The sequence below is a fragment of the Sphingobium sp. 15-1 genome, from assembly GCF_013375535.1.
Classification (GTDB): domain Bacteria; phylum Pseudomonadota; class Alphaproteobacteria; order Sphingomonadales; family Sphingomonadaceae; genus Sphingobium; species Sphingobium aromaticivastans.
This window is the reverse complement of the sequence record NZ_JABXJG010000002.1, coordinates 1,354,195-1,378,779: the sequence shown is the minus strand read 5'-3', so window position 1 is coordinate 1,378,779 and position 24,585 is coordinate 1,354,195. Positions and strand designations below refer to the sequence as shown.

Sequence of the window (24,585 nt, the reverse complement as noted above, 5' to 3'; positions counted from 1 at the left end):
TGAAGGACGGGGGTAAGAAAATGTCCGCACCTGATCTGTCTTTGCTGGGCAAACGCCGGTTCGCACCTTTGTTCGTGGTGCAGTTTCTGGGCGCGTTCAACGACAATCTGCTGAAGTTCGCGCTGCTTTTCCTGGCCAATTTCGGCCTGTATCGGGCGGAACCTGACAAGGCGGAGCTGCTGGCGACCATCGCCACGGGCCTGTTCATCCTGCCCTATTTCCTCTTTTCCGCACTGGCCGGGCAATTGGCCGACGCCTGGGACAAGGCGAAGCTGGTGCGGGCGGTCAAGGCGGCGGAGGTCGTCATCATGAGCCTGGCCGTGACCGGTTTCTGGCTTCAGTCCGTGCCGCTGCTGCTGTCCTGCCTGTTCCTGATGGGGCTGCATTCGACGATCTTCGGCCCGGTCAAATTTTCCATCCTGCCGCAGCATCTGCGGCCGGAGGAGATTATGGGCGGGACCGGGCTGATCGAGGCGGGGACTTTCCTGGCGATATTGAGCGGGCAGTTGCTGGCGGGCGTGATCCCGCCCTGGGAAGCGGGCGTGGTCGCGGTGGCGCTGGCGACGCTGGGCTTTCTGGTCAGCCTGGCGGTGCCGTCAGCTCCCACGGTGGTGCCGGGCCTCAGGATCGAGCGCAATGTGTTCAGGAGCACCTGGCATATTTTGAAGGCGGCCCGGCATGGGCGGGGCGTGTGGCTGTCGATCCTGGGGATAAGCTGGTTCTTCGCCGTGGGCGCGGTGTTGCTGGCGGAATTCGCGCCTTTGGTGAGCGGCGTGTTGAAGGCGCGGCAGGAGGTCGCGACCTTCTTCCTGCTGATCTTCTCGGTCAGCGTGGCGCTGGGGTCGATGCTCGTGAACCGGCTGCTGGGCGGGCATGTGTCGGCGCGGTTCGTGCCGGTGTCGGCGCTGGCGCTGGCCGGGTTCATGATCGATCTGTGGCTGTCGACCAGCAGCTATGCCCCCATCCATTCGGGGGCGGGCATCGCAGCCTTCGTCGGGTCGCCGGGGAGCTGGCGGATCATGGCCGATCTGTTCGGCATCGCCTTTGCGGGGGGCATGTTCATCGTGCCGCTTTACGCCATCCTCCAGACGCACAGCCCGCGCGAGGAGCGATCGCGGACCATCGCGGCGAACAATATCGTCAATGCGGCGACCACGGTGGCGGTCGTGTCGGCGGTGACGGCGATGCTGGCGCGGGGCGAGAGCGTGCCCGGTGTCATCGGGGTGATGGGCTTTGCGACTTTGGCGGTGGCGCTGATCAGTTGCTGGTTGCTGCCGGAGACGCTGATCAAGGCGATCGTGCGGGGGCTGCTGAAGCTCTGCTACCGGGTGGAGGTGCATGGGGCGGAGAATATGCCCGGAGTCGGGGAACCGGCCGTCGTGGTGGTGAACCATGTGTCGTTCCTGGACGGCCTGCTGCTGGCGGCTTTCCTGCCGGGCAAGCCGACCTTCGCGGTGCATACGCGGATCGCCAAGGCCTGGTGGGTGAAGCCTTTTCTTCCCCTGTTTGATGCCTTTCCGGTCGATCCGACCAATCCCCTGTCGGCCAAGGCGATGGTGAAGGCGGTTCGCGAGGGGCGGACCTTGGTGATCTTTCCGGAGGGCCGGATCACTGTGACCGGCGCGCTGATGAAGATATTCGACGGCCCCGGCATGGTCGCTGACAAGGCGGATGCGCCGATCATTCCGGTGCGGATCGACGGGGCGCAGTACACGCCCTTCTCGCGCCTGAAGGGCAAGGTGCGGTTGCGGCCTTTCCCCAAGATTCACCTGACGGTGCTTCCGCCCCGCCGCTTCGCCATAGAGGGCGAGATGACGGCGCGGGCACGACGGGCGATTGCCGGGCGGCGGCTCTATGACGAGATGAGCCAGATGATGTTCGCCACGTCGGACACGGACCGGACCTTGTTCGAGGCCTTGCTGGAAGCCCGGCATGTCCATGGCGCGGGCGCGGCGGTGGTCGAGGATGTGAAGCGCGAGCCTTTGAGTTACGGGCGGCTGGTGACGGGCGCGCTGGTGCTGGGGCGGGCGCTGGGACGCTCGACGCGACAGGGAGAAGCGGTCGGCGTGCTGCTGCCCAATGTGGCAGGGGTGGCGGTGACCTTCTTCGCGTTGCAGGCGGGCGGGCGCGTGCCCGCCATGCTGAACTTCACGGCGGGGCTGGCCAATTTGAAGGCGGCCTGCGCGGCGGCGCGGATCGGGACGGTCGTGACGGCGCGGGCCTTTGTCGAGCAAGGCAAGCTGGGCAATGTGGTTGCCGGGCTGGAGGCGGAGGGCGTCCGCTTTCTCTGGCTGGAGGATGTGGCCGCCGGCATCGGGGCCGGGGCGAAGCTGCGCGGGTTGATCGCCAGCCGCTTTGCCGGGCGGGCGCACAGGCGGCTTGGCGTGTCGCCGGACGATGCGGCGGTCATCCTCTTCACCAGCGGGTCGGAGGGGCTGCCCAAGGGGGTGGTGCTGACCCATCGCAATCTGCTGGCCAATTGCCGGCAGTTGGCGGCGCGGATCGACTTCAACTCCGCCGACGTGGTGCTGAACGCCCTGCCGGTATTCCACAGTTTCGGGCTGACCGGCGGGACGTTGCTGCCGATCTTCCATGGGGTGAAGACGCTGCTCTATCCCAGTCCGCTGCATTACCGGATCGTGCCTGCGCTCGCCTATGACGCCAATGCGACGATCCTGTTCGGGACCGACACTTTCCTGTCGGGCTATGCGCGGATGGCGCATGGCTATGACTTCTATTCGCTGCGCTACATATTCGCGGGGGCCGAGCGGGTGCGGGACGAGACGCGGAAAGTCTATGCCGAGAAGTTCGGACTGCGCATCCTGGAAGGCTATGGCGCGACCGAGGCGGGGCCGGTGATCGCCGTCAACACGCCGATGCATTTCCGCGCCGGATCGGTCGGGCGACTGCTGCCGGGGATCGAGGCGCGGCTGGACGCAGTGCCGGGGATCGACGAGGGCGGGCGGCTCTCGATCCGGGGACCGAACATCATGGCCGGTTACATGAAGGCCAATGCCCCCGGCGTGCTGCAACCGCCAGATGGGGGCTGGCACGATACCGGCGACATCGTGACCATCGACGATCAGGGCTTCGTGACGATCCGTGGGCGGGCAAAGCGCTTCGCCAAGATCGGCGGGGAGATGATTTCGCTGCCTGCGGTGGAGGGCTATGCTTCGGCGCTGTGGCCAGAGGCGGAGCATGCGGTGGTGACGCGGCCCGATGCGCGCAAGGGGGAGCAGTTGGTGCTGTTCACCACGGCGCGGGACGCGAAGGCGGCGGCGCTTCAGGCCTGGGGGAAGGCGCATGGGGTGGCGGAACTGGCTCTGCCTCGGGAAATCCGGGTGCTGGACGCGCTACCGCTGCTGGGAACCGGGAAGACGGATTATGCGTCGATGACCCAGATGGCGGCGGGGTAGGACTGTTTCCCCTTCTCCCCTGGGGGAGAAGGGTACGGAGCCTTGCTGAACAGAGTGAAGCTAGGCGAAGTTGGAAGAGGGGGTAAGGCACCGCATCTCCCCCTCTCCCAGCTATGACTAGGCAGCAAGCTGCCAAGTCTGCGCACCCTCTCCCCAGAGGGGCGAGGGATAATGAAGGCGGAGAAATAGGCTGATGGATCGTCCTTCGCAAATGGTGCGGCGTCTTCTTGTGGGACAGGTGCGGAGCGTCTTTCACGACTCCGCGAAGGGCGAAGCGCCGGTCAAGGCTTCGGACCTTGCGCTCTATCCGCCGGGGTCGGTGATCCGGCGGGTGCATGGCGATGTCACCAGCATGATGATCGGCGGGGTGAGCGCCCTGCTGCTCCAGATGCTGCATCCAGCGGCTTTGGCGGGGATTTGGGATCATAGCAGCTTCCGCGACGATATGCTGGGGCGGCTGCGGCGGACGGCGCGGTTCATTGCGGTGAAGACCTATGCCGAGCGGGAAGAGGCGGAGGCGGCCATCGCCCGGGTGCGGGCGGTGCATGAACATGTGCGGGGGACTTTGGCCGATGGCACGGCTTATGCAGCGGGCGAGCCGCACCTGCTGGCCTGGGTGCATGTCTGCGAGGCTTTGAGCTTTCTCGACGCATGGATCGCCTATGCGGAGCCGTTCATGCCGCTGATTGAGCAGGACCGCTATTTTGCCGAGGCGGCGTTGGTGGCGCGGGCTTTGGGAGCCGATCCGGTGCCGGAGAGCCGGGCGGAGGCGGTGCTGTTGATGGCGCGCTTTCGCGGGGAGCTGGCGGTGACGGAGCGGACGCGGGAGGTCGCGCGGATATTGCTGCGCCAGCCCGCGCCGTCCATGGCGCTCGCGCCCGCGCAGGCGATGATGATGCAGGCTGCGGTGGCCTTGCTGCCGGGGTGGGCGCGGCGGATGCATGGTCGCCCTAATTAGACCTTTTAACACTTTGAAATAACACCAGAAAACTTGCAAAAAAGCCTTGTTTTTGCTACATAAATTCCAGGCCATGCGTTCAGGCACGTTCAAATTCGTTCAAATCTGTTCACGCAGATACGCGCTGAAATTTGGCCCCAAATTAGGCCCGGATGGACTCAAAGGTTTGGCCCTGAATTAGGCCCTGGGTGTGTGAGGTGGACAAGGAATGAGCAGGACAATTCACAAACTGAAGGCGCGGCGGTTGGAAACGCTGAGCACGCCAGGTTGGCATGGTGATGGAGGTGGCCTCTGGCTCCGGATCAAACCCTCGGGCTCCAAAAGCTGGAAGTTCATTTGGATCCGCGACAAGGTGCGGCGTGAGATGGGACTTGGTTCGTACGATGCCTACACGCTTGACGACGCGAGGGAGATGGCGGCGGCGGCCAGGAATTTGCTGAAGGAGGGATATGATCCCATCGAGATGAGGCAGACGGAACAGGAGGAGGAAAGAGCCGAGCGCAAAAAAGAGGAGCAAGAGGCTCGGCCAGCTACCGGAAGTCCAACCTTTCTCGCTTATGCCAAGAAATACATTGCCGCCCACGAGGGCGGTTGGTCCAACGCGAAGCATATCTGGCAGTGGACCAACTCGCTGGAGAAGCACGCCAAGGGGATCCTCAACATCCCCGTTGACAAGATCACTCCGCAAGATGTCGCGGAAGCACTGAAGACCAGTTGGACGAAGTTCGCCGAAACTGCCGGTCGAGTCAGGGGGCGGATAGAAAACGTTCTCGACGCTGCCAAGGCCGAGGGGCACATTCAGAGCCCTTGGGAAAACCCAGCAAAATGGAAGGGCAACCTCCAATTTCTCCTGCCAAAGCGGAAGAGGCTCGTCACCGGGCATCATGCCGCGATCCCCTATGAGGACATGCCGGAGTTCTTCGAAGCTCTGCAAAAGAGGGAAGCCCCGACAGCCCGGGCACTCGAATTGACAGTCCTTTGCGCGACCCGGACCAGCGAAACCTTGCTCGCCCGCTGGAGCGAGGTTGACCTCGATCGGAGCATATGGACCATCCCGGCTGAACGGATGAAGATGCGGATCGAGCATCGGATACCCTTGTCGTACGCAGCCGTCGCCGTGCTCAGGGCGGTTGCCGAAGGAAGACCCTGCAAGCCCGGCGACTATATTTTCCCGGGTCAGAAACCCGATAGCCCATTGTCGCAGATGGCGATGCCATTGCTGATGCGAAGGATGAACCTCGGGCAGTTCACAGTCCATGGAATGCGCAGCAGTTTTCGCGATTACATGGGCGATGAAACCGATCACGCAGAGACCGTCATCGAGCACGCATTGGCGCATCAGGTGGGAAGCTCGGTCACCCGTGCGTACCGCAGAAAGGATGCGTTTGAAAAGCGGAAGTCGGTCATGGCCGACCGACTATCTTCAGGGAAGATCGCCAAATCTCGAAACGGCCGGACAACAGGCTCGCGCGCAAATCCTGGAAGAGGTAGCCTGATGTAGCCGGAGAACACCGCCAACCCAGTCTAGAAATTTGCTAACGTTTTAGCTATGTTAGCCGCCTCTTGGAGGTTCACATGGTAGATGTCCAAGCTCGGCGCGCGTTCGTTCTGACTCGGCGGAAGTCTGGTGCAAGCTTCGCGAAAATCGGCCAAGAACTCAGGATCTCTCCGGGCCGGGCCTCTCAACTCCACGCCGCGGCGGTCGAGGCTCTCGAACGAATGCCGCCCGTTGTCCAGGTGACATCGGAAACGCCCCTTTTCGAGCTTCCGCTGAACTGGCGGACTCGCGATATCCTGGCCCAAGAGCCAAGCCTTACGGTCGGCCAATATCTCGCGATCGATGAACCCGACAGATCTTCTCATATCTTGCGCCTCTTTCGATTCGGCCGACGCCACCTCAACGAGTTGGAGGCATTTCTAAAATCAAACGCCGTCGGACCCCGCGCAGGCTCTAGTCACCTGAATCCGAAGTTCGGTTCATTGTTTTCTGACAGAATCGTTTGACGGAGGCGAGGATTTCGTCGGCGGATTTCACCCATTTGTAGGGCTTGGGATTTTCGTTGTGAGCCGCGATGAATGCAGTGATGTCTGCCTCAAGCTCGGCTGTGGATCGATGGACGCCGCGTTGCAACTGCTTGCGTGTCAGTTCTGCAAACCACCGTTCCACCTGATTGATCCAAGACGCCGAAGTCGGGGTGAAGTGGACATGCCAATGCGGGCGGCGCGCGAGCCAGGCCTTTATCTTCGGCGTCTTGTGGGTGGCATAGTTGTCCATCACGAGGTGGACGTCCGGCCCTTTGGGCATCGCGGCGTCGATCCGCTTGAGAAAGTCGAGAAACTCGGTTGCCCGATGGCGTTTGTAGCATTTTCCGATCACGGCGCCTGTAGCGATGTCGAGCGCTGCGAATAGAGACGTCGTGCCATTGCGGACGTAAGTATGCGTGCGCCGCTCGGGCATGCCCGGTGCCATGGGCAGGACCGGCTGCTCGCGATCCAGCGCCTGGATTTGCGATTTTTCGTCGACGCACAGCACAATCGCCCGGTTCGGCGGCAACATGTAGAGACCGACAATGTCCTGAACCTTGTCGACGAACAGAGGATCGGCGGACAGCTTGAACGTCTCTGACCGATGCGGCTGCAAGCCAAACGCGCCCCAGATCCGGCGGATGCTGGTGTGCGATAGCCCCGACGCGGCTGCCATGGAACGGATCGACCAGTGGGTTGCATCCTTCGGCGTGGTGTTCAGCGTCCGCTCTATCACCTGAGCTACCTGCTCATCCGATACTGTGCGTGGTCGGCCCGCACGATATTCGTCGGTCAGCCCCTCGATGCCATCCTGGATGAACCGACGCCGCCATTTGCCGACCGTATGCTCGTGGACGCCGAGGCGTTCGGCGACCTCCTTGCTCTGAAGTCCTTCGGCACAGAGAAGGACCATCCGGCACCGGTCGGATAAAGAGCGCGGCGCTTTGTGCCGCCGAACCTGCCCCTCCAGAAATGAGCGATCATCATCGCTCAATATCACCATACCCGCCTGCCTGCCCGCCACCATATGGACCTGCCTTCCAACAGAGCTATACAATGATGCCTACTTCAGTCCAGGTGACTAGACAGGCACATCATTGAACATATTGATTTTATCTCCGACCTGACAAACCAGCGTCAGCGCATCTTTGAACGAATGCCTCAAGGCTGGTCATCGTGATGAGTACCGAGCCGCCCAGCTTGATAGTTTTTAGCTCTCCGCGCTTTATCAGGGCATATAGCTTGGTGCGACCGATGCCGAGCATCTGCGCAGCGACCGTAATGCGAACGCAAAGCGGTTGCATTACGGTTCTTCCCTCAAACGGCGCCACCTCGATCGGAACCGCAAGTGGCGGTAGCTGCTGCGGCAGCGTCCCAGTCCGGGGCACGCGGCGAAGCAGCATTCTGAGCGCGCGATCCTCGTCGCGGCGCGGATTGCCACCATCAGTCTCCGACACGATGATCGCCCTTCAGGAAGATGGAAGGACCAAATCGTTGGACCAGCTTAGCCGCAACCAGGCCTGCGTAATGTCGTTGCCGCCTTTCGGCGGGGCTATGATAGACGCCGACGGCTTTCCAATAGTCGTGCGTCGCCGATAGCGCGGACAGGAATATCCATCGAGCGGCCTGGACGTTGAAGCACGGATCATGGGTAAGCCAGACGCGGACCTGAGCCGGCGGTCGGTCGACCATGGCGGCAAGCTTGGGCACCCAGAAACTGTTGACCTGAAGCGGCCCCAGATCATGAGAGCCGTCCCTGTTGAGGATTTCAGCTCCGACCCACCCTGCCTCCTGGTCACGCAAGCCCCAAAGGGTCCGCTCCAACCAAAGCCGACCATCGGAAGCCTGTCGAATGCAACGACCCACTCGGCTTTCATGGTCCGCTGGAAGGACGGGGTTCGCATGAACAGGCTGGGTCAAGCACAGCAGGAGCATGAAGGTGGTGCCGCCGCAAAGCCGATCAACGGTCATACCCACCTCCGCGTTCGAGTTCTTCGTTTCGACTCGGCACATTTGCTGGGATTTCCGGTGCCGACTGATGGGGAAAATTCACTTGCCCTTGATCGCTTCTGTTGCGGTCGAGAAGCGCAACGAGCCACTGATCCAGGAAGCGCGCCGCCGATTGAGCCCTGCCCGCAAGGAGCGCTGCAATGCCGTCCGGTTCCCTGGCCTTCCGTTCCGCGCGCTCGGCTGCCAGCCGCGCCCTCCGGGCTTCGCGATCTCCAAGCTGCTGCTCGCGCAACCGCTCCAGTCGCTCACCATGCTGCGCTGCTCGTCCCTTGACGGAACTCCGGTCAAGGCGCCCGAGTCCCTCCAGAGAGGACGTCTTTTCGCCAGATTTCAGGGTGAGTTTCTCGGCGAGGCGCTTTGCGTCCTCGGTCCAGAGTTTCACACCAAATTGCGCGCGGGTGATGGCGGTGTAATAATTCTGTCCGGTGACCAGCGGGGAATTGACCGGCGCCAAGACATAGACCCGATCGTAGGTCTTAGACTGGGCCGCATAAATGGTCTCGGCATAGCCGTGGTCCCAGGTCCGGTGCTGGGACAGGTTGACCTCCTGCACTTTGCCGTCGCGGTCCCAACGAATCGAGGCGATCGGCCCATCAAGGCGCTCGACCGTTCCCCGTTCGGCGTTCTTCAGACCAAGTTCGTGGTTCACCAGACGCCACTGAATCCGGTCGCCAGCTGCGAGAGCGCGGTCTTCCTCCCTGAACACGTTGATCTGCGACGCTCGCCCGAGTCGCGGATCCCACTGGATCGTCCTGCCATTCTCGTCGGTGAGGCTGACCCTCTGCCGACCACGCGAGTCGCGCGACAGGCCGACGACCTTATATTGGGCATCGCGGCCTATCCCGAGGCCGACATTATCACGGGCAAAGGTCACCACCTGTCCGCGAGCATAGAAGCGGGCGAAATTCTTCTCCTGATCGGTCATGCCAGACGGGGCCAGTATCGAGAGCCGGGCATCTTCAGCAGCGATCGCCCCCTCCGTCTTGAGCGCCTCGCGGACCTTGGAGTTGACGATCAGCCGGGTGGCATTTTCCAGGACGAGGATGTTCGTGCGGTCCCTGCTTAGAGAACTCAGCCGCGTCCATTCCTCCACCAGCCCCGCTGCAAGCTTGTCGCTTGATGCGCCGCTCACGACCTTGTCGAGATACCCGATCGATTCTTCGTATTTGCCAAGACGGGCCTGAGCTACCGCAGCCAGCATGGCGTCGTTCTGCTGGCGCACCGGTTCGGTGAGTTCCACTTTTGGCAGCCCCAGACGCTGCATCAGCCAGAAGGGCTTACCCTGCTCGATGGCGCCGGTCTGGCGATTGTCACCGAGCAGAATGATGCGGGAACCAGTGAGCCGACTGATTTCCAACAGGCGAATCGCCTGCCGGTTACCCAACTGCCCCGCTTCGTCGACCACGAGCGTGTGGCGGTCATCCAGGCCACGGCCGGCTCCAGCGATCAGGCTCGCGACGGTCCGCGATTCGATTTTCGCCTTCTTGCCCAGCTCAGCTGCCGCTGACGACGTCGGAGCGAGGGCAACCAGGATCGCTTCCGAATCGGCAGCGTGCCGCAAGGCGGCAACGAGCGTCGACTTACCTGAGCCGGCGACCCCATGCACGCCGATCACCCGATCCTCGCTGGTCCCCAGATGCAGCAGGCCCACGCGCTGCCCAGCATTGAGGTCATGCGCCTTTGCCTGCTCGACGAGTCGCTCCTGTGTCGCGAGCGGCTTGGCGTCACCAAGGGCCAGGGCAAGGTGATCCGAGAAGGCAAGCTCCAGCCGCGCGGTTCGGCGAGTCGTGCGGCCTTGGGTGTGGATTTCATCTCCTGTCTGGTGCCGGGTCGCCAGGAGCTTTCGCCGCGCTTCATGCTCATGTGCTAGGGGACGAATGTCGCTCAGGCGAACCTCCCCGACATGGGACGCTAGGGCAACCCGGAGCAGCCGGCCCAGATTATTGACCGCCTCCCTTCCCTCTGATTGCCGCAGACCGAACAGCATGGAGCGCGCCGCCAGCTGGGTAGGAACAGCAAGCGTCCGGTCACCGATCTTCTCCGCCGCAAGTCGCGTCTCTTCGATCGCCTGCTCATGTTTGCCGAGGCGGACGTGCCACTGGTCATGAACGGTCTCGAGCGAGACTTTCTCCTTCGCCCCCCCGGGTAGCGTAGAAGGAAACGCGGCGAGCCGCCTGTCCGGTGAGGCCGTGCTCTTTGGCATGGGCCTCGATCTGCTGGGCGCGCTGCGACATGTCCGCCATCAGGTCACGGGGCACGCCCCGAATCTCAAACAGCCCCTTGCGCGGATCGAACTCCACCTCATAGCCGCGTTCGCGCAGAAGATGCGCCAGTTCGTTGCGATAGATCTGCCCGGCCACCATCTGCTCGGCGTACATGGCCCTGGTTTCGAGGCTGGTGAATCGCTGCCCTACCGCATCATTGGTGAGGTTCATCACCACGACATGGGTATGGAGATGGGGGTCGAGTTCGCGCGAGGCATGTTCGGTGAAGCGCGCGAAGAGAAGGCGTCCGGTCGTGCGCTCGGTGATCTCGCCATTGACGCGCGCCCTGGTAGCGGCATGCTCTTCCATCCAGGAAAGGGCAGTTCCCACCGCCTGCTCATGAGCGTCGATGATGCGCCGGTCACCGGCAACGAGCGCCATGATCGACACCGACTTGGGGGCGTTCACGGCAAAGTCCCATCCGGGATGATGCTGGATTTCCCCGTTGGCGCGATGTCGGCCGAGTTGCTGCCCCGCGACCTTTCCTTCCAGCAGAGCGGCGAATATGGCGCCATCCACCTTCCCTTCGAGGCCGAGGTCACGCGCGATGGCCCCTCCCCACTCGCTATGTTCGTCAGCGCCCTTCGTATAATAGTCGCCCACCGTATAGTAGCGGGCGATATTGGCGGGTGTGCCTTTGAGGCGGCGGGGATGGATCATGCCGGCCTCGCTGAGTTACGGTGGCCATTGCGCCGGCCATGCTGCCGGAGACGGAAGCCGGCAGGTTTGCCGAAGAGTTCAAGCTGGGGAACTGCTGGCGGTTCGCCCGGACCGGCATCACCGGCATTTGCCGTCGGCCCTGCCTGATCCTTGTTCTTCCCGGAATGCGGTTCAGGATGCGGGAGGAGTGGCAGTTCCGCTTCGTCGGACGCGGCCTGTGGCTTGCGGGATCTCGCTTTCGGCGGAGCCGGGCGGGGAGATCTTGGTGGCACGGGCGGGACACTAACGGGCTCCGGCGCGTCCTCGACAAGCCTCACGGGTGGAGCGATTCGTTCCTCGAAGGCGGTGGCGATGGAGGCAACCTTGTTGAACCGATCCTCGAACCGCACGACCGGGAGGCTCCTCCCGAATCGCAGATAGCCGGCCAGATTGGGAAGGTTCGTCACCTCCGTGTGCATCACCAGCGGACGGGTCACCTGCATGCGCGAGAGGTTCACCCCGTCGCGCATGTCATTGACGCCGTAGGACATGCCCTCATTGGCCTCGACCTGTTCGACCTGACCAAGATTCTCGCTGACATGCTTCGCTGTCGGCGTATCGTTGGCGCGCAATGCGACCCAGGTGGAACAATAGCCTGTGATGGCAGCGGCATCCTGGATGCCGTAGGTCGCCTCCAGCTGGGGAGAGCTCTGGAAACCGAGGACACCACAGCCGCCATATTTCCGGGCGCGGGCAAGAAAGTCCGACAGCGAGGGCAGCTTCTGGAGCGTTGGAAGCTCGTCGACCACGCAATAGAGTCGGCGGTTGCGGTCGGGTGTCATGCTCATGATCGCGCTGATCGCAATGTCGAGCCAGACGGTGATGAGCGGCCGAAGCGATGGCAATTGATCCGACTTCACGGTGATGAACAGCCAGCTGTCGTCCTTCTCGTGCGCCACCCAGTCACGGATGGAAAGCCCATCCGCCGTGTCATCAAGATAGGAAAAGCTGCGCATCACCGAGGCGAGTTCGGCCTGGACGCCGGCCGACGTGCGCTCCCCTTCCGGGCTAATGAAGGCAGCGGCCTCCGTGCCGTCGACGAAGGTGGCGAGATCCTTGAGCTTCGAGCGCAGCAGGATATCGAGGAGGACGGAAATGAGGGGCCGCTCCTGCCTGGCGAGCTTGCGCAGAACGGCGACCAGCGTGCCTCGCGCGGCCTTGGCCCAGAAGGGATCGCCCGCCTTGTCGGGGATCGTGGACTCGGCAATCTGGTCATAATGATAGTCGCGCGGGACATCGACCCAGGGCGACCAGCAGTCAGAACGGGCGTCGAGCGGATTAAGGAGAACGTCGATCCCCGGCCGGTAGAACTTCTCTACAAAGGTGCCGGCGGTGTCATAGACGATCGCTCGCCGCCTGCGCTGCCGGATCCCTTCAAGCATCTTTACGATGAGGTTCGTCTTCCCCGTCCCGGGGGCTCCGCAGATGAGAATATGTTCCGGCTCGAAGATGTCCGGCACATTCACACCGCCGATATCGAAGCTGCCCTTGGCATGCCGCCAGAGCGCGCGGCGGACCTGGCGGACAGTGCCGAAACGCGCCCCGCGCAGGAACTGGTTGGAGCCCAGCCCCCTCCCCGTCCGGGTGAAATAGAACCAGGCCCAGAACAGCATGAGAAGGGCGAAGCCGCCAGAGATGAGCGCCCCATGGATCAGATAGGTCTCGAAGGCGCCGAGCGTTTTATGGGCGATGCCCGACTCGATGAGAGCCTTGGGATTCGTCCAATATTGTTGCCCATCTGGTGTCCTGAAAAGGATCGGCGTGACATTGCCGGGGACCGCGTCCCCCATGATCGTCGCCTGCCCGATCTTCAGAAGGATAAACCGCTCATAATCGGTGGACGCCTCACAGGCATACCAGATGATACCACCGATCCAGATGACGAACCCTGCCAGGAAAGTCTGGTAGAAGACCTGCGTCGTCATCCGCACATTGTGAACGATGGCCTGCCCGCCCCTGGTCCAGGAACCGAGCGTATCATGCCGGAAGATGCTCATGGCCGGTCCTCCCCGGCTTCGAGCAATCCCCTTTCACGGAGGAGACGGCGGGCCTCGGTCAGACCTTTCTGGAGGAGTTCGGGCGACCGCTCACCGACCGATGTCGCGAGGATGGCGAAGGCCTGGATGACCGTCGCGTGGAGTTCGTCAAAGCGCCCATGATAGCCCGTTGGGTCGGCGCCATCGAACCTGTCCAATATGTCGCGACAATAACTCGCCGTACCCCCGCCAGCGCCGCGCGCCTGACTGACAAGGCGCGCGTAGAGGTCGTCGTCTATTCGGATTGTAATACGTGCCACGTGCCGGACTCCTTATCCGACACGCGAAAACTGTGATGAAGCACAGTTCTGATAGCTCAATTATGCTTCAAACTCAATAGTTTATGAAAACTGCCGGTGGCAGCCACAAAGTGCCAAGCCAGATCAGGGGCTTAGCCGTTCCCCGCTCAACTGATGGCTGCCGCCGGCTGCCGACCTGTGCCAAAACGGCTGCCATCTTGCGCCAACGAAAAGCCGCAGAAAAGCTGGAGTTTCTGGCCCGCAGCACCCGTGCGTACGGTGCATTACAAACGCCCAAGGGCGTGCGTCCCCTCTTCGCAGCGCGCTTGTCCGCTGCGCCGACCTCGTGCCGGAAGGCGCGGGTCTCTTCGTGAGAGGCAAGCCCCATCCTCACGCCCGACCCTTCCCCGCCTGATCGGCAAAAGCCGCCATTCTGGCCGCGATCCTTCTTGCCGCGTCCGGCTCCCCTGCTACGGCCATGAGCGGCGGACCAACCTTCCTGTGTAGAAGGTGTCACCATGCCCAAATTGACGGACCGCGAACGACTGGCAGAGCTGGAGCAGCGCAAGCGCAAGATCGCCGAGGAGATAGAGCAGACCCGCGTTGCGCTACGCGGCAAATATGCGGCCATCATCTCCGAACTGGAGGTGGAGTTGCTGACCGAGCGGGATTTTCGGGACCTCATCAGCCTCGCGATCAAGGCCGGGTCCACGGCCTCGCTTCAGGCCCTCAAGGCGCTGCCGTCCCGACCATCCTGAAGTCGGGACGTCCCCCTCGCCATGACGATCATGGGGGTTCGACGCCCCCATGATCGTGCCTCGAACCGGGAAGGGCCGGAGGGCCGTGCTGGCCCTCCCCTTAGGATCAGAGTTCGTCGATGAGCGCGCCCGGTACGGTGTGGACGATCCGCTCGATGAGCATCGAAGGTAGCTCGGTATAATCCCCCTCGTCGATGGTGACATAGCCCTGCTCGCCATCCTCCAGGACATGCTGATCGTAATAGCTGCAAGCGGCGCGGCGCTCGGCGGAGCGGACTGCGGCAAGAAAGGCGCTGTGATTGTAAGCGGCGTTCGTGTGCATGGGAGCCTCCTTGATGTCGAAAAGACGGGAGGTCCCGCGTCGGGCCGCCGAGCCTGGGTCAAGGAGCGCCGGCGCAGCCGGCGACCGCGCAGCGGGCGGTGGGGGAACCGATTTAGTTGCCGCCGCTGCCGCGCGAAGCGTGGCGGCGGCGGCGGCTAAATTGGGGGGACCACCGATCCTTGAGGCAGGTGAAGGCGGTCTGGCACAATGGGACGTCTGTGAGAGAGTTGTGGTGTTGTCTTGGGGCCGGTCGAGGCGTCGCGCCGCGCGGTCCGGCCGGGTCGCGCGACACGCGAGCGAGCCGGTCCGGGCGGCGCTTCCTTCAAGGATGCCGCCCGCAAGGACAGCAATATTCATCGATGCCGGTGAGCGAGCAGACGCCCGGCCCATAGTCGGCATCCGCCTCGTCATCACCATATCCGAGCGCGGCAGCAATCGCGGCGGCCTCACTCCGCAGATCGGGATCAACCGTGTCCAGAAGCGATTCGGCTTCGGCGCTGAAGCGTCGGACATGGAGGTCATAGGAGAGGCCGCAACCCCGCTGCGCCTCGGCGGCGGCGCGTTCAAGCCGTGCCCTGAGAGTCGAAAGCGGGTCTGCGCCATCGGCGGTAGTGCCGTTGGGATTTTGGGTCATGTCATGCTCCGATTCTGGGATTGGTTGGGGGAGAAGTCAGGATCGCTGAGGCGACCCCGGCCTTTCGTCGATGGGGTGTCAGATCAACGGGACGGGCCGCCCTGTCCGATCATGTCGGGATCAAAGCCGGGTGGTAGCGGATGGGGCGCTTGGGCCAGTTTCGCTTGCGCCGAGATGATCGAACCAGTGCGCCGCGACCAATCGGACCAGATGGAAATCGGCGTCAGACTGTTGAAGGCAATGTCCCGCTCGACCCTGAGACCGAAAGGAAGCCGGATCGCGGTGATTTCCATCAGGCTGAAATAGCCCAGTTCAGGGCAACCAAAGCCAAGGTCCGCAAGGCCGAAGTATGTCGAGCACTGCGTTATGTTGAGGGCTTGCCCTCCGGTGCCGCATTGCGCGGCACCGGCCATGGATTGCTTCACATAATTATCGCGCATGGCTTGCCTCCAGCATGGCCAGCAGCCGGTCAGATACGCCGTTGAAGGTGCCGCGCTTGATCTGCGGCGGAGCGCCCGCGTCGAGGATGTCGAGCTTCTCGCTCGGATCGATCCGGAGATAGATCTCAGTGCTGGTAACGCTGCTATGACCGAGCCACAGCGCAACCCGCCTGATATCGCCAGTCGCCTCCAAGGTATGGATCGCACAGGTGTGCCGCAAAACGTGCGGCGTTACGCTTTTGCGGGTCAAGCTCGGGGCGGATCGCTGAGCCGTCTTGACGTGCGCCGCGAGGCGGTTGGCGAAGCCGTGCCTCCCCATTGCTTCGCCGCGGGCGTTGAGGAACACAGCTTGATCGTCGGCCGCCGGTCGTATCCGCAGCCAGTCGCGCAAGACCGTCTGCGTTTCCTTCCAGAGCGGGAGCACGCGTTCGCGGCGACCTTTCCCCAGCACATGGACCGCATCGACCGTAGGGCGGTTCACATCGTCGAGCTGGAGACCGGTCAACTCGGATATCCACGGCACCACCACTGCGGATGGCATTCTCTATACGTCGCGCTTCGACAATCAGCGCCGCGTCGCCCTGTTCGATCGCGCAGCATCATCCATCGCGGAAAGTCCCAATGTGAAGCGTTCCCTATCCCCCTCAGAAGCCGCCAAGTTGGCGGAAAAATTCGGGAAAATCTATGTTGAGCCTTAGGCATCATTAGGCCATGGTGAGCGGGTAGAGCGACAAAGGCATATGAAAACGGATCTGGACCACCTTCCCTCGAACAAACGTCGCGAACTGGATCGCGTTGTTCAAATATTGTTCGAGGAATTCGAGGACGCGCTTGGAGAACCCACCGGCCGGCGCAAGCTGGGACGCATACTCAAGATAATTCTCTACGGCTCCTACGCCACGGGACGCTGGGTACATGAGCCTCACACCGAGAGAGGCTATCGCTCGGATTTCGACCTCCTCGTCATCGTCAACCAGAAGGAATTGACGGACTGGCTCAAATATTGGGATAAGGCTGCCGAGCGCATTGATCGGGAATTTATGATCCTGAACCGCTTGCGCGCACCCGTCAATTTCATCGTGCACACATTGCAAGAGGTAAACGATGGACTGGCCCATGGCCGATATTTCTTCATGGACATAAAGCGCGATGGCATCGCGCTTTACCAGTCGGACAACAGTGAGCTACATACACCCAAGCCGAAAACACCGCAGCAAGCCTATGACATGGCCCAAGCTTATTTTGACCAATGGTTTAATCTTGCCGTAGCGTCGCGCATGGGGTTTCAATTCTTCTACGACAACAAGCAGTTTTCCCATGCAGCCTACAATCTCCAACAGACATGTGAGCAGTTGTACTACAGCGTACTTCTCGTTTTCACTTTTTATACCCCGTATAGTCACAATCTTAAATACTTACGCTCCCTAGCAGAACGGATTTCGCCACGCCTGATTGATGTCTGGCCGCGAGAAATTCGGAAGGTGGAAGCGCGCTTTCTGAAGCTGAAGGATGCCTATGTGAAGGCCCGGCACTCGGATCAGTTTACGATGACGGAAGAGGAATTCGCCTACCTCTCCGAACGTGTCGAGCTTCTTGGAACCGTTGTAAATGAGCTCTGTCAGGAGAAGTTGGCCGAATTGCGCTCCCACCTGGACCTGGCAAGTCAATAAGCAGGATCGCGTCGTTCACAACGCATACCGCATCGATCTAACCGGCGAGAGCCTCCGCAAAAGGCGCGTCTCGTCACTCGACACTTGACCAAACAAGACAGATCAGGACATCAATTAACAAGACCCGCACGAGCCATCCAGATGGCCGACATCAGATCGGAATGGTGGCCGGCTTCAAATCGGTGCGGTGGCCGACTTCGTGTCGGAATTAGTGGCCGGCTTCGCCGGAATCCGCAAATAGGCTTCCCGCTCGCGTGTCGAGGCTTTGCTATCCTCCAGCCCTCCGCTCATCGCCGGCGCCTCGTAAGTTCCGCCCGAAATCTCGATGAGGTCGACACCGGCTTGCGCAAGCGCACGGATCGTGTCCAGCGATTCTGCCTCGCTAAAGCCGCCGCGCTGAAAATCAGCCGAGTTAAGCTTGATCGCGACCGGAAATTCGGCACCGACCTGCCCCCGTATCTCCTGATAGACCGCCAGCACGAAGCGACGGCGCTTTTCGGGCGTGCCACCCCAGTCATCGGTTCGCCGGTTATGATGCGGTGAGAGGAACTGGCTGATCAGATAGCCATGCGCGCCGTGGATCTGCACGCCGGTAAAGCCAGCCGCCTTGCACACCGCCGCACTCACGCCGAAGCGACGGACCACGTCCTCGACCTCCGCCGCGGTCATTTCACGGGGCGTTGCGAACAGTCCCTGCATATCTTCGCGGAACGGGACAGCGGAGGGTGCGATCGTCTCGGCATTGAGGCCCTTGGTCGCCTGCTTGCCGGGATGGTTGAGCTGCGCCCAAATCGCGGCACCCTGTGCCGTTGCCGCGCTTGCCCAATCGCGCAGTACGGGCAGGTCGGCCGTATCCTCGATGACGACGTTGCCCGGCTCGCCCAGAGCGCGACAGTCGATCATGACGTTGCCGGTGATGATCAGCCCCAGTCCCGAAGCAGCCCAACGCTCGTAGAGTGTGGCAAGGCCAGCGGTTGGCCGATTGGCCCAGGTGCCCAGCGTTTCGCTCATCGCCGCTTTGGCAAGGCGGTTCTTAAGCACGACGCCGTTGGGTAAGGTAAGGGGTTGTGCGAGAAGGTTCATCAGCGAGGCCATGGTCTGACTCCAGTATCAGGCGACAGGGTGTATCGCCGCGCGGGGCGGCGCTCCCGCAGGCGCACTGGTGGCATCAAGACGCGCAACCTGCTCAGCCGAAAGGGTCAGTGTTGCTGCGCCCAGATTGCTTTCGAGCTGGACGAGCGTGCGCGGCCCGATGATCGGCACCGCACCGTGCGTCGCGGCCCAGGCGATTGCGACGCGATCGGCACTGGTGCCGGCTTCTTCGGCCACCTGCAGCACAGCATCGACGGTGGCCGTGCGGAGCGGTGTGTTTTCCGCCTGAAAGACGCGACCACCAAAACCTTCGGCGCGACCTGTTTCCCCCTTGCGATATTTGCCGGTCAGTACGCCGCCGCCCAGCGGCGACCATGTCACTGCGGCGATCCCCAGCGCGGTGCAGGCGGGGAACATATCGGCTTCCGGTTCACGATGGACAAGGCTGTGCTCAAACTGCGCGGCGGCGATCGGCACCGCGCGAATCAGTTCCGCGAGCGTGGCCGCGCGCGCCAGCCGCCAGGCCGGAAAGTTCGAGAGTCCAGCGTAGAGAATTTTACCGGCGCGCGCGAGGTCGTCGAGGCCGCGCACAATCTCTTCCATCGGCGTCTGGCCATCGGGATGGTGCACCCAGTAAAGGTCGATCCGGTCCGTCTTCAGCCGTTTCAGGCTCGCTTCGACCGAGGCGACCATGGCCTTGCGGCTGTTGCCCGTCACCAGCCGGTTGGCGTCCGGCGCGGTACCGCTGCTGAATTTGGTTGCCAGCAGGAAATCCTCGCGCCGCCCTTCCAGCGCCTTACCGAGAATCTCTTCAGATTGGCCGAACTGATAGACATCGGCGGAATCGATGAAATTGCCGCCTGCTGCGGCATAGGCGTCCAATATGGCAATCGCCGTTTCAGCGTCTGCGCCATAGCCCCAGCCTGTGCCGAAATTACCGGTGCCTAGCGCCAGTCGCGAAAGCTGCAGCCCGGTGCGGCCGAAAGATGCATAGTTCATCATCTAGATCCTCATGTGTGCAGTATCGGCGGGTCAGGCGGCGAGGAAGGTCCGGGCCCTTGTCAGAAAGGCCTCATGATACTGGAAGATGCCGCCATGCCCCGCGTCGGGATACAGGACGAGTTCGGCACCCGGGATACGGTGCGCCATGTCGATCGAGTTTTCGGTCAACACCATGATGTCATGATCGCCATTGACCACGAGCACGGGTGTGTGGATAGCGTCCAGGGGCTGCGCGGCTTGCAGGCCCCAGGCTTTGATGGCGTCAAGCTGTCGCAGAAACGCCTTGGGCGGCACGGCTTTGTCGCGATCGCGGGTCCGTTCCCTCAATCGGGCGAGGAACGCCTTGGCGGCGCGCCTGCTATCCGTGCTGGAGGTGAAGAAGAGATATGTCTTGGGATCGCGGAACGTCAGTAGCCCCTTGATGATCAGCGGCCAGGAGACGGCGCCGACCCGCTCGATACCCGCTCCGCCCGCCGGACCGGTGCCCGCGAGGATGGCGCGGCGGACAAGATCGGGCGCATCAATGAGGATCTGCTGCGCGACAAAGCCGCCGAGCGAGAAGCCGATCAGGTCGACAGAGGCCAGCCCCAGCGCACGGATCGCGGCGACCATGTCGTCCGCCATGTCCTTGACGGTTAGCGGAGCCTCACCACCCGACGTGCCGATTCCGCGATAGTCGAGCGCGTAGACCGGCCGATCCGTTGCCAGTCCCTCGACAATGCGCGGATCGAAATTGTCGAGGTTCGCGCCCCAGTGGTTGAGCAGCACCACCGGCACGCGAGCCTGAGGCCCGAGCTGGCGATACGCAATATGCGTGCCAGCGGCTTCGACATGACGGGTCGGTGCGATCTTCCAGTCGGCGTTGCGGGTATAGAGTGCCATGATCGCATTTCCTTGAAGGCGTCACCTGAGCGTGACGACGACCTTGCCTTTGGCGCGGCCGGTTTCGATATAAGCGAAGGCTTCGTTCAGCTTTTCGAACGGGAAGGTGCGATCGACCACGGGACGGATCGTGCCGTCCTCGATCAGCTTGCCGATCTCTTTGAGCTGCCGACCGTCGGCGTGCATGAAGAGGAAGGAATAATCGACGCCCACAGCCTTTGCCTTGCGCCGGATGCCGCCGCTCAGCAGTCGCAGCACGAACCAAAGCACCCCATTCAAGCCCTGCGCGCGCGCAAATGCCGGATCGGGCGGGCCGGAGATGGAGATCAGTTTGCCGCCCGGCTTCAAGACCTTGAGCGACTTTTCCAGCGTCGTGGCATCGAGACTGTTGAGGACGACGTCATAGCCCGACAGTTCTTCCTCGAACTTTTGGGTACGATAGTCGATGACGATATCCGCGCCCAGTTCCCTCACCAGCGCGGCGTTGGCGGCGCTGGCCGTGGTCGCGACCGTCGCACCGAGATGCTTGGCGAGCTGGATGGCGATCGTGCCGACGCCGCCCGATCCGGCATGGATCAGTATCTTCTGCCCGGGTCGAATATTCGCCCGCTCGACCAGCACTTGCCAGGCGGTCAGCGCAACCAGCGGGATCGATGCCGCTTCCACCATCGAGAGATTGGCAGGCTTGGGAGCGAGATCGGCTTCCTTGACGACGATCCGCTCGGCGAAAGTGCCGATCTGCCCGTCGCGCGGTCGGGCGTAGACCGCATCGCCCGCCTTGAAGCGCCGCACGTTGGCACCGACCTTAACGACCGTGCCAGCCAGATCGTGGCCCAGAACAAGCGGGGTCTTGTATGACAGGATTGGTTTGAACTCACCATTGCGGAGCTTGGCATCGAGCAGATTGAGGCCTGCCGCCCCCACCTCGACCAGAACGTCGTCAGGGCCGATGTCAGGTTCAGGCCAGTCGCCAAGGCGCAGCGCCTGCGTCTTGCCGTAGCGGTCCAAAATGAAGGCTTTCATGGCGTATGTTCCCAATCAGGCGTCAGCCGCGACAGTGGCATTTGGATAATCGATATATCCCTCGGCACCGCCGCCGTAGAGTGTGGCCGGATTAAGCTGCGCGAGCGGGACGCCGTTCTCCAGCCGCTCGACCAGATCGGGGTTGGCGATGTAATGGTGGCCAAAGGCGAACAGGTCAGCCTTGCCTGCGGCGAGCCGGGATCTGGCCAGTTCCAGATCATAGCCGTTGTTGGCGATGTAGCTGTTGCGGAAACGCTGCCGCAGCGCATCGAAATCGAACGGTGCCGCATCGCGCGGTCCGCCGGTCGCGCCTTCAACAATATGGATGTAGGCGATTCCGAGTCCGTCGAAGGCTTCGACAACATGGTTGAACTGCGGCTGCTCGTCGCCTGCAGGAACGATGCCACTTGCTGGCGACACCGGCGAAAGGCGCACGCCTGTGCGCTGCGCGCCGATCTCGTTCGCCACCGCCGCCGTCACTTCGAGCAGCAACCTTGCGCGGTTCTCGATCGAACCGCCATAGGCGTCGGTGCGGACATTGGCGGTTTCCCGCAGAAACTGGTCCAGCAAATAACCGTTCGCGCCATGTATCTCGACGCCATCAAACCCGGCCGCGATCGCACTTGCGGAAGCGCGGCGGAAATCTTCCACGATGACAGGTATCTCGTCCAGTTCGAGCGCGCGCGGTTCCGACACATCCACGAATCCGTTGTTCACGAACGTCTTGGCTTCGGCACGGATCGCAGATGGCGCGACGGGCGATTGTCCGCCATGCAGATCGACATGGCTGACGCGGCCGACATGCCAGAGCTGGACGAAGATGCGCCCGCCCTTGGCGTGTACCGCATCGGTCACTTTCCGCCAGCCTGCAATCTGCTCGGGTGTGTAGATGCCGGGCGTCTCCTGATAGCCTTGCGCCTGCTTGGAGACCTGCGTCGCTTCGGTGATGATCAATCCGGCGCTCGCACGCTGGGCGTAATATTCGGCTGCGAAATCGCTTGGGACCAGCCCCGCGCCGGCGCGGTTTCGGGTCAGTGGTGCCATGACGATGCGGTTTGCAAGCGTAAGGTCGCCGAGATCATAGGGTTTGAACAGGTCGGTATTGGTCATGGGTCCATCTTCCGTATTGGATGGGGAGTCCGAGAGGCGGATCAGGCAGTCGCCAGGTAGCGATCGGCCGGGCGGGACTGGCTAATGCCGGGCAGCATCGCCTGTCGGGCCGTCTCGTAGGCGTCCCATTTTGCGACATCGTGCAGCGGCGGGATAGTAACCGCCTCACGGCGATCGAAGCCCGCGAGCGCGGCGTTAACCAGGTCGTCTACTTCCATCACAGCCCCCATGGTGTCGACATCGACGCCGGCATGACCCCAGATTTCGGTGCGGGTCGTGGCAGGCAGAACCGCCTGAACATATATGCCCTGGGGTCCGAGCTGAACGTTCAGGGCCTGCGAGAGGTGAAGGGCGAAGGCCTTGGTGGCGCCATAGACGGCCATTCCGAATTCCGGCGCGAAACCCACCACCGAGCCGATGTTGACGATCGCTCCCTTGCCCGACTGCGCGAGGCGTGGGGCGATAGCGTGGGCGAGCCGCACCATCGCGGTCGTATTCAGGCTCACCAGCCGTTCGATATCATCCGTCGATTGGCCGATGAAGTTTCCAGGCAAGGTCGTACCGGCATTGTTGATGAGGATATCGATCCGCCCATCCTCGCGCAGCCGCGCCTCGACCGTGGCGCGCTCGCCAGGATCGGCCAGGTCAGCGGGCAAGATATCGATCGCAACGCCGGTTTCGCCGCGCAGGCTATCCGCCAGTGCCTCCATCCGCCCTACATTGCGGGCGACCAGTACCAGATCGTGGCCACGTCGCGCGAATCGCTCAGCATAGGCCGCGCCAATGCCGGTAGAGGCACCGGTAACAAGAACGGTTGGTTTGGCGGTCATGGGGATTGCCCTTTTTCAACATTGAACTATATTCATGACGATTATCATGAATGACTTATATGATGGTCATCATGAAAATGTCAATAGTGCGTGGAGATAGTTCGACATGAAAGTCAGCCGGGAGCAGATGGCGCATAACCGCAGTCGCATCCTGACCGAAGCTGGACGCCTGTTTCGCGAGAAGGGCTTCGATGCGGTAAGCGTCGCGGAGGTTATGAAGGCCTCGGGGCTTACCCATGGCGGCTTCTATGGGCATTTCCAATCGAAGGACGATCTGATCGCTCACACCATCACCCATTCCCTCGGCAATCAGTCAGCGCCTGACGGTATCGCTGCCTGGATGGACACCTATCTGTCGCTTCCTCACCGTGATCATCCTGGCCTCGGCTGCCCGACGGCCGCTTTGGCTGGGTTGATGCGGCAACAATCACCTGAAGCCCGCGCTTCAATGGGGCAGGTGCTCGCAACGCAGATCGATAGCTTTGCAAATGTCATGCCCGGGAAAGATGCGGACCAGCGCCGTCTGAGCGCGATCGGCAACTGGTCGGCAATGGTCGGTGCGCTCATCCTGGCGCGGTCGATCGACGATCCTGTGCTATCGGAAGAATTGCTGACCAAGACGCGCGCCTGGATCGACGGCAAGAACGCGTCAAGCCAGGAAACTTCGGCGGACGGGAAGCACATGGCATGAATATTCTCGAAAGCGCGGCCGGCCTCGACGGGCACGACCAGCTTGCAGCATTAATGAAAGCCAATATCCAACCGCCGATTGGCGAAACGCTTGACTTCGCCCTCATCGAACTGGAGCGCGGCCGTGTCGTGTTCGAGGGAGCGCCCACGCGCAAGGTCTTCAATCCCATCGGCTCGGTGCATGGTGGTTACGCGGCGACGCTCCTTGACAGCGCCTGCGGGTGCGCGGTGCATTCGAGCCTTCCGGCAGGTCAAGGCTACACGACGCTGGAATTGAAAGTTGCCTATCATCGTGCCTTGAGCGAGCAAAGCGGACCGGTGCGTGCGGAGGGCAAACTGGTGACGCTCGGTCGTCGTGTCGCTTTCTCAGAAGCGAAGCTAGTCGATTCCCAAGGACGTCTCTGCGCCTCCGCGACGTCAACGCTGCTCATTTTCCCAATCGAGTTTATGGCTACTACTAGTTCAACATGAACGAAAGCACATCC

Annotated in this window: 22 protein-coding genes and 1 pseudogene; 7 read left to right on the top strand and 16 right to left on the bottom strand. The window is 62.1% G+C overall.

All coding sequences use genetic code 11. The features are described 5' to 3' along the window. Positions 1-20: 20 nt before the first annotated feature. From HUK72_RS22230 to HUK72_RS22220, 3 genes are all read left to right on the top strand, one after another. Positions 21-3,416 (top strand): acyl-[ACP]--phospholipid O-acyltransferase, encoded by a 3,396-nt coding sequence (locus HUK72_RS22230; RefSeq protein WP_255325914.1) that lies wholly within the window; start codon positions 21-23, stop codon positions 3,414-3,416. A gap of 193 nt (positions 3,417-3,609) precedes the next feature. After that, positions 3,610-4,374 carry an oxygenase MpaB family protein gene (locus tag HUK72_RS22225; protein ID WP_176598693.1) on the top strand — a complete coding sequence of 255 codons (765 nt, stop codon included), beginning with the start codon at positions 3,610-3,612 and terminating at the stop codon, positions 4,372-4,374. Positions 4,375-4,582: 208 nt separating this feature from the next. Beyond that, a complete protein-coding gene (locus tag HUK72_RS22220; protein WP_176598692.1) occupies positions 4,583-5,875 on the top strand; it encodes an integrase arm-type DNA-binding domain-containing protein in 1,293 nt (430 codons plus the stop codon). A gap of 450 nt (positions 5,876-6,325) precedes the next feature. Here the strand turns inward: HUK72_RS22220 and HUK72_RS22215 are convergent, their stop codons facing one another. The 6 genes and pseudogenes from HUK72_RS22215 to HUK72_RS22190 all read right to left on the bottom strand — a co-directional run bounded on the left by HUK72_RS22215 (position 6,326) and on the right by HUK72_RS22190 (position 13,668). Continuing rightward, a complete protein-coding gene (locus HUK72_RS22215; protein ID WP_087576363.1) occupies positions 6,326-7,426 on the bottom strand; it encodes an IS630 family transposase in 1,101 nt (366 codons plus the stop codon). A gap of 85 nt (positions 7,427-7,511) precedes the next feature. Further along, entirely contained in the window at positions 7,512-7,664 is a 153-nt protein-coding gene (locus HUK72_RS22210; protein WP_255325961.1) for a helix-turn-helix domain-containing protein, read from the bottom strand. Positions 7,665-7,842: 178 nt separating this feature from the next. Continuing rightward, entirely contained in the window at positions 7,843-8,202 is a 360-nt protein-coding gene (locus tag HUK72_RS22205) for a lytic transglycosylase domain-containing protein (RefSeq protein WP_254911602.1), read from the bottom strand. Between the two features lie 157 nt (positions 8,203-8,359). After that, positions 8,360-11,333, bottom strand: a pseudogene (mobF, locus tag HUK72_RS22200) (MobF family relaxase). Next, positions 11,330-13,369: a type IV secretion system DNA-binding domain-containing protein gene (locus HUK72_RS22195; protein WP_176598691.1), complete on the bottom strand. Its 2,040-nt coding sequence runs from the start codon at positions 13,367-13,369 to the stop codon at positions 11,330-11,332. The pseudogene mobF and the gene HUK72_RS22195 overlap by 4 nt, the downstream one beginning before the upstream one ends. After that, positions 13,366-13,668: a hypothetical protein gene (locus HUK72_RS22190; RefSeq protein ID WP_176598690.1), complete on the bottom strand. Its 303-nt coding sequence runs from the start codon at positions 13,666-13,668 to the stop codon at positions 13,366-13,368. Before HUK72_RS22190 ends, HUK72_RS22195 begins: the two co-directional genes overlap by 4 nt. A 497-nt stretch (positions 13,669-14,165) precedes the next feature. Here HUK72_RS22190 and HUK72_RS22185 point away from each other — a divergent pair, with 497 nt between their 5' ends. After that, the gene (locus tag HUK72_RS22185) at positions 14,166-14,405 is read left to right on the top strand and encodes a hypothetical protein (RefSeq protein ID WP_176598689.1); all 240 of its coding nucleotides are present in this window, start codon (positions 14,166-14,168) and stop codon (positions 14,403-14,405) included. 106 nt (positions 14,406-14,511) lie between these two features. On the opposite strand, the gene HUK72_RS22180 is transcribed toward HUK72_RS22185, so the two are convergent. The 4 genes from HUK72_RS22180 to HUK72_RS22165 form a co-directional block, all read right to left on the bottom strand. After that, positions 14,512-14,727 (bottom strand): hypothetical protein, encoded by a 216-nt coding sequence (locus HUK72_RS22180; protein ID WP_176598688.1) that lies wholly within the window; start codon positions 14,725-14,727, stop codon positions 14,512-14,514. A 322-nt stretch (positions 14,728-15,049) separates the two neighbouring features. Further along, complete coding sequence (locus tag HUK72_RS22175; protein WP_176598687.1) at positions 15,050-15,361, bottom strand: hypothetical protein; 312 nt, start codon at positions 15,359-15,361, stop codon at positions 15,050-15,052. Between the two features lie 83 nt (positions 15,362-15,444). Next, a complete protein-coding gene (locus HUK72_RS22170; protein WP_176598686.1) occupies positions 15,445-15,801 on the bottom strand; it encodes a DUF2958 domain-containing protein in 357 nt (118 codons plus the stop codon). Then, positions 15,791-16,306: a tyrosine-type recombinase/integrase gene (locus tag HUK72_RS22165; protein WP_255325913.1), complete on the bottom strand. Its 516-nt coding sequence runs from the start codon at positions 16,304-16,306 to the stop codon at positions 15,791-15,793. The genes HUK72_RS22170 and HUK72_RS22165 overlap by 11 nt, the downstream gene beginning before the upstream one ends. 235 nt (positions 16,307-16,541) lie before the next feature. On the opposite strand from HUK72_RS22165, the gene HUK72_RS22160 reads away from it, so the two are divergent. After that, entirely contained in the window at positions 16,542-17,471 is a 930-nt protein-coding gene (locus HUK72_RS22160) for a HEPN domain-containing protein (protein WP_176598684.1), read from the top strand. Positions 17,472-17,645: 174 nt separating this feature from the next. Here the strand turns inward: HUK72_RS22160 and HUK72_RS22155 are convergent, their stop codons facing one another. Genes HUK72_RS22155 through HUK72_RS22130 form a run of 6 tightly spaced genes read right to left on the bottom strand, consistent with a single transcriptional unit; the run spans position 17,646 to position 23,410 of the window. After that, positions 17,646-18,554 (bottom strand): hypothetical protein, encoded by a 909-nt coding sequence (locus tag HUK72_RS22155; RefSeq protein ID WP_176598925.1) that lies wholly within the window; start codon positions 18,552-18,554, stop codon positions 17,646-17,648. 27 nt (positions 18,555-18,581) lie between these two features. Continuing rightward, positions 18,582-19,562 (bottom strand): aldo/keto reductase, encoded by a 981-nt coding sequence (locus HUK72_RS22150; protein ID WP_176598924.1) that lies wholly within the window; start codon positions 19,560-19,562, stop codon positions 18,582-18,584. 33 nt (positions 19,563-19,595) lie between these two features. Beyond that, on the bottom strand, positions 19,596-20,447 hold the full coding sequence (locus HUK72_RS22145; RefSeq protein WP_176598683.1) for an alpha/beta fold hydrolase: 852 nt from the start codon (positions 20,445-20,447) through the stop codon (positions 19,596-19,598). Between the two features lie 21 nt (positions 20,448-20,468). Then, a complete protein-coding gene (locus tag HUK72_RS22140; RefSeq protein ID WP_176598682.1) occupies positions 20,469-21,470 on the bottom strand; it encodes an NADP-dependent oxidoreductase in 1,002 nt (333 codons plus the stop codon). Between the two features lie 15 nt (positions 21,471-21,485). Next, complete coding sequence (locus HUK72_RS22135; RefSeq protein ID WP_176598681.1) at positions 21,486-22,580, bottom strand: alkene reductase; 1,095 nt, start codon at positions 22,578-22,580, stop codon at positions 21,486-21,488. Between the two features lie 41 nt (positions 22,581-22,621). Next, positions 22,622-23,410, bottom strand: coding sequence for an SDR family oxidoreductase (locus HUK72_RS22130; RefSeq protein ID WP_176598680.1), 789 nt, complete (start codon positions 23,408-23,410; stop codon positions 22,622-22,624). A 106-nt stretch (positions 23,411-23,516) separates the two neighbouring features. Here HUK72_RS22130 and HUK72_RS22125 point away from each other — a divergent pair, with 106 nt between their 5' ends. Continuing rightward, entirely contained in the window at positions 23,517-24,101 is a 585-nt protein-coding gene (locus HUK72_RS22125; RefSeq protein WP_176598679.1) for a TetR/AcrR family transcriptional regulator, read from the top strand. Then, positions 24,098-24,571, top strand: a complete 474-nt coding sequence (locus HUK72_RS22120) for a PaaI family thioesterase (protein WP_176598678.1) — start codon at positions 24,098-24,100, stop codon at positions 24,569-24,571. Before HUK72_RS22125 ends, HUK72_RS22120 begins: the two co-directional genes overlap by 4 nt. The last annotated feature ends 14 nt before the right edge of the window (positions 24,572-24,585 follow it).

Excerpts from the sequence above, each read along its gene's own strand:
- HUK72_RS22175 (WP_176598687.1), bottom strand. The coding sequence starts at position 15,361 with ATGACCCAAAATCCCAACGGCACTACCGCCGATGGCGCAGACCCGCTT.
- HUK72_RS22215 (WP_087576363.1), bottom strand. The coding sequence starts at position 7,426 with ATGGTGGCGGGCAGGCAGGCGGGTATGGTGATATTGAGCGATGATGAT.
- HUK72_RS22170 (WP_176598686.1), bottom strand. The coding sequence starts at position 15,801 with ATGCGCGATAATTATGTGAAGCAATCCATGGCCGGTGCCGCGCAATGC.
- HUK72_RS22220 (WP_176598692.1), top strand. The coding sequence starts at position 4,583 with ATGAGCAGGACAATTCACAAACTGAAGGCGCGGCGGTTGGAAACGCTG.
- HUK72_RS22195 (WP_176598691.1), bottom strand. The coding sequence starts at position 13,369 with ATGAGCATCTTCCGGCATGATACGCTCGGTTCCTGGACCAGGGGCGGG.
- HUK72_RS22135 (WP_176598681.1), bottom strand. The coding sequence starts at position 22,580 with ATGACCAATACCGACCTGTTCAAACCCTATGATCTCGGCGACCTTACG.
- HUK72_RS22145 (WP_176598683.1), bottom strand. The coding sequence starts at position 20,447 with ATGGCACTCTATACCCGCAACGCCGACTGGAAGATCGCACCGACCCGT.
- HUK72_RS22160 (WP_176598684.1), top strand. The coding sequence starts at position 16,542 with ATGAAAACGGATCTGGACCACCTTCCCTCGAACAAACGTCGCGAACTG.
- HUK72_RS22120 (WP_176598678.1), top strand. The coding sequence starts at position 24,098 with ATGAATATTCTCGAAAGCGCGGCCGGCCTCGACGGGCACGACCAGCTT.
- HUK72_RS22150 (WP_176598924.1), bottom strand. The coding sequence starts at position 19,562 with ATGAACTATGCATCTTTCGGCCGCACCGGGCTGCAGCTTTCGCGACTG.
- HUK72_RS22185 (WP_176598689.1), top strand. The coding sequence starts at position 14,166 with ATGCCCAAATTGACGGACCGCGAACGACTGGCAGAGCTGGAGCAGCGC.
- HUK72_RS22210 (WP_255325961.1), bottom strand. The coding sequence starts at position 7,664 with ATGCTCGGCATCGGTCGCACCAAGCTATATGCCCTGATAAAGCGCGGA.
- HUK72_RS22230 (WP_255325914.1), top strand. The coding sequence starts at position 21 with ATGTCCGCACCTGATCTGTCTTTGCTGGGCAAACGCCGGTTCGCACCT.
- HUK72_RS22130 (WP_176598680.1), bottom strand. The coding sequence starts at position 23,410 with ATGACCGCCAAACCAACCGTTCTTGTTACCGGTGCCTCTACCGGCATT.
- HUK72_RS22125 (WP_176598679.1), top strand. The coding sequence starts at position 23,517 with ATGAAAGTCAGCCGGGAGCAGATGGCGCATAACCGCAGTCGCATCCTG.
- HUK72_RS22140 (WP_176598682.1), bottom strand. The coding sequence starts at position 21,470 with ATGAAAGCCTTCATTTTGGACCGCTACGGCAAGACGCAGGCGCTGCGC.
- HUK72_RS22225 (WP_176598693.1), top strand. The coding sequence starts at position 3,610 with ATGGATCGTCCTTCGCAAATGGTGCGGCGTCTTCTTGTGGGACAGGTG.
- HUK72_RS22155 (WP_176598925.1), bottom strand. The coding sequence starts at position 18,554 with ATGAACCTTCTCGCACAACCCCTTACCTTACCCAACGGCGTCGTGCTT.
- HUK72_RS22180 (WP_176598688.1), bottom strand. The coding sequence starts at position 14,727 with ATGCACACGAACGCCGCTTACAATCACAGCGCCTTTCTTGCCGCAGTC.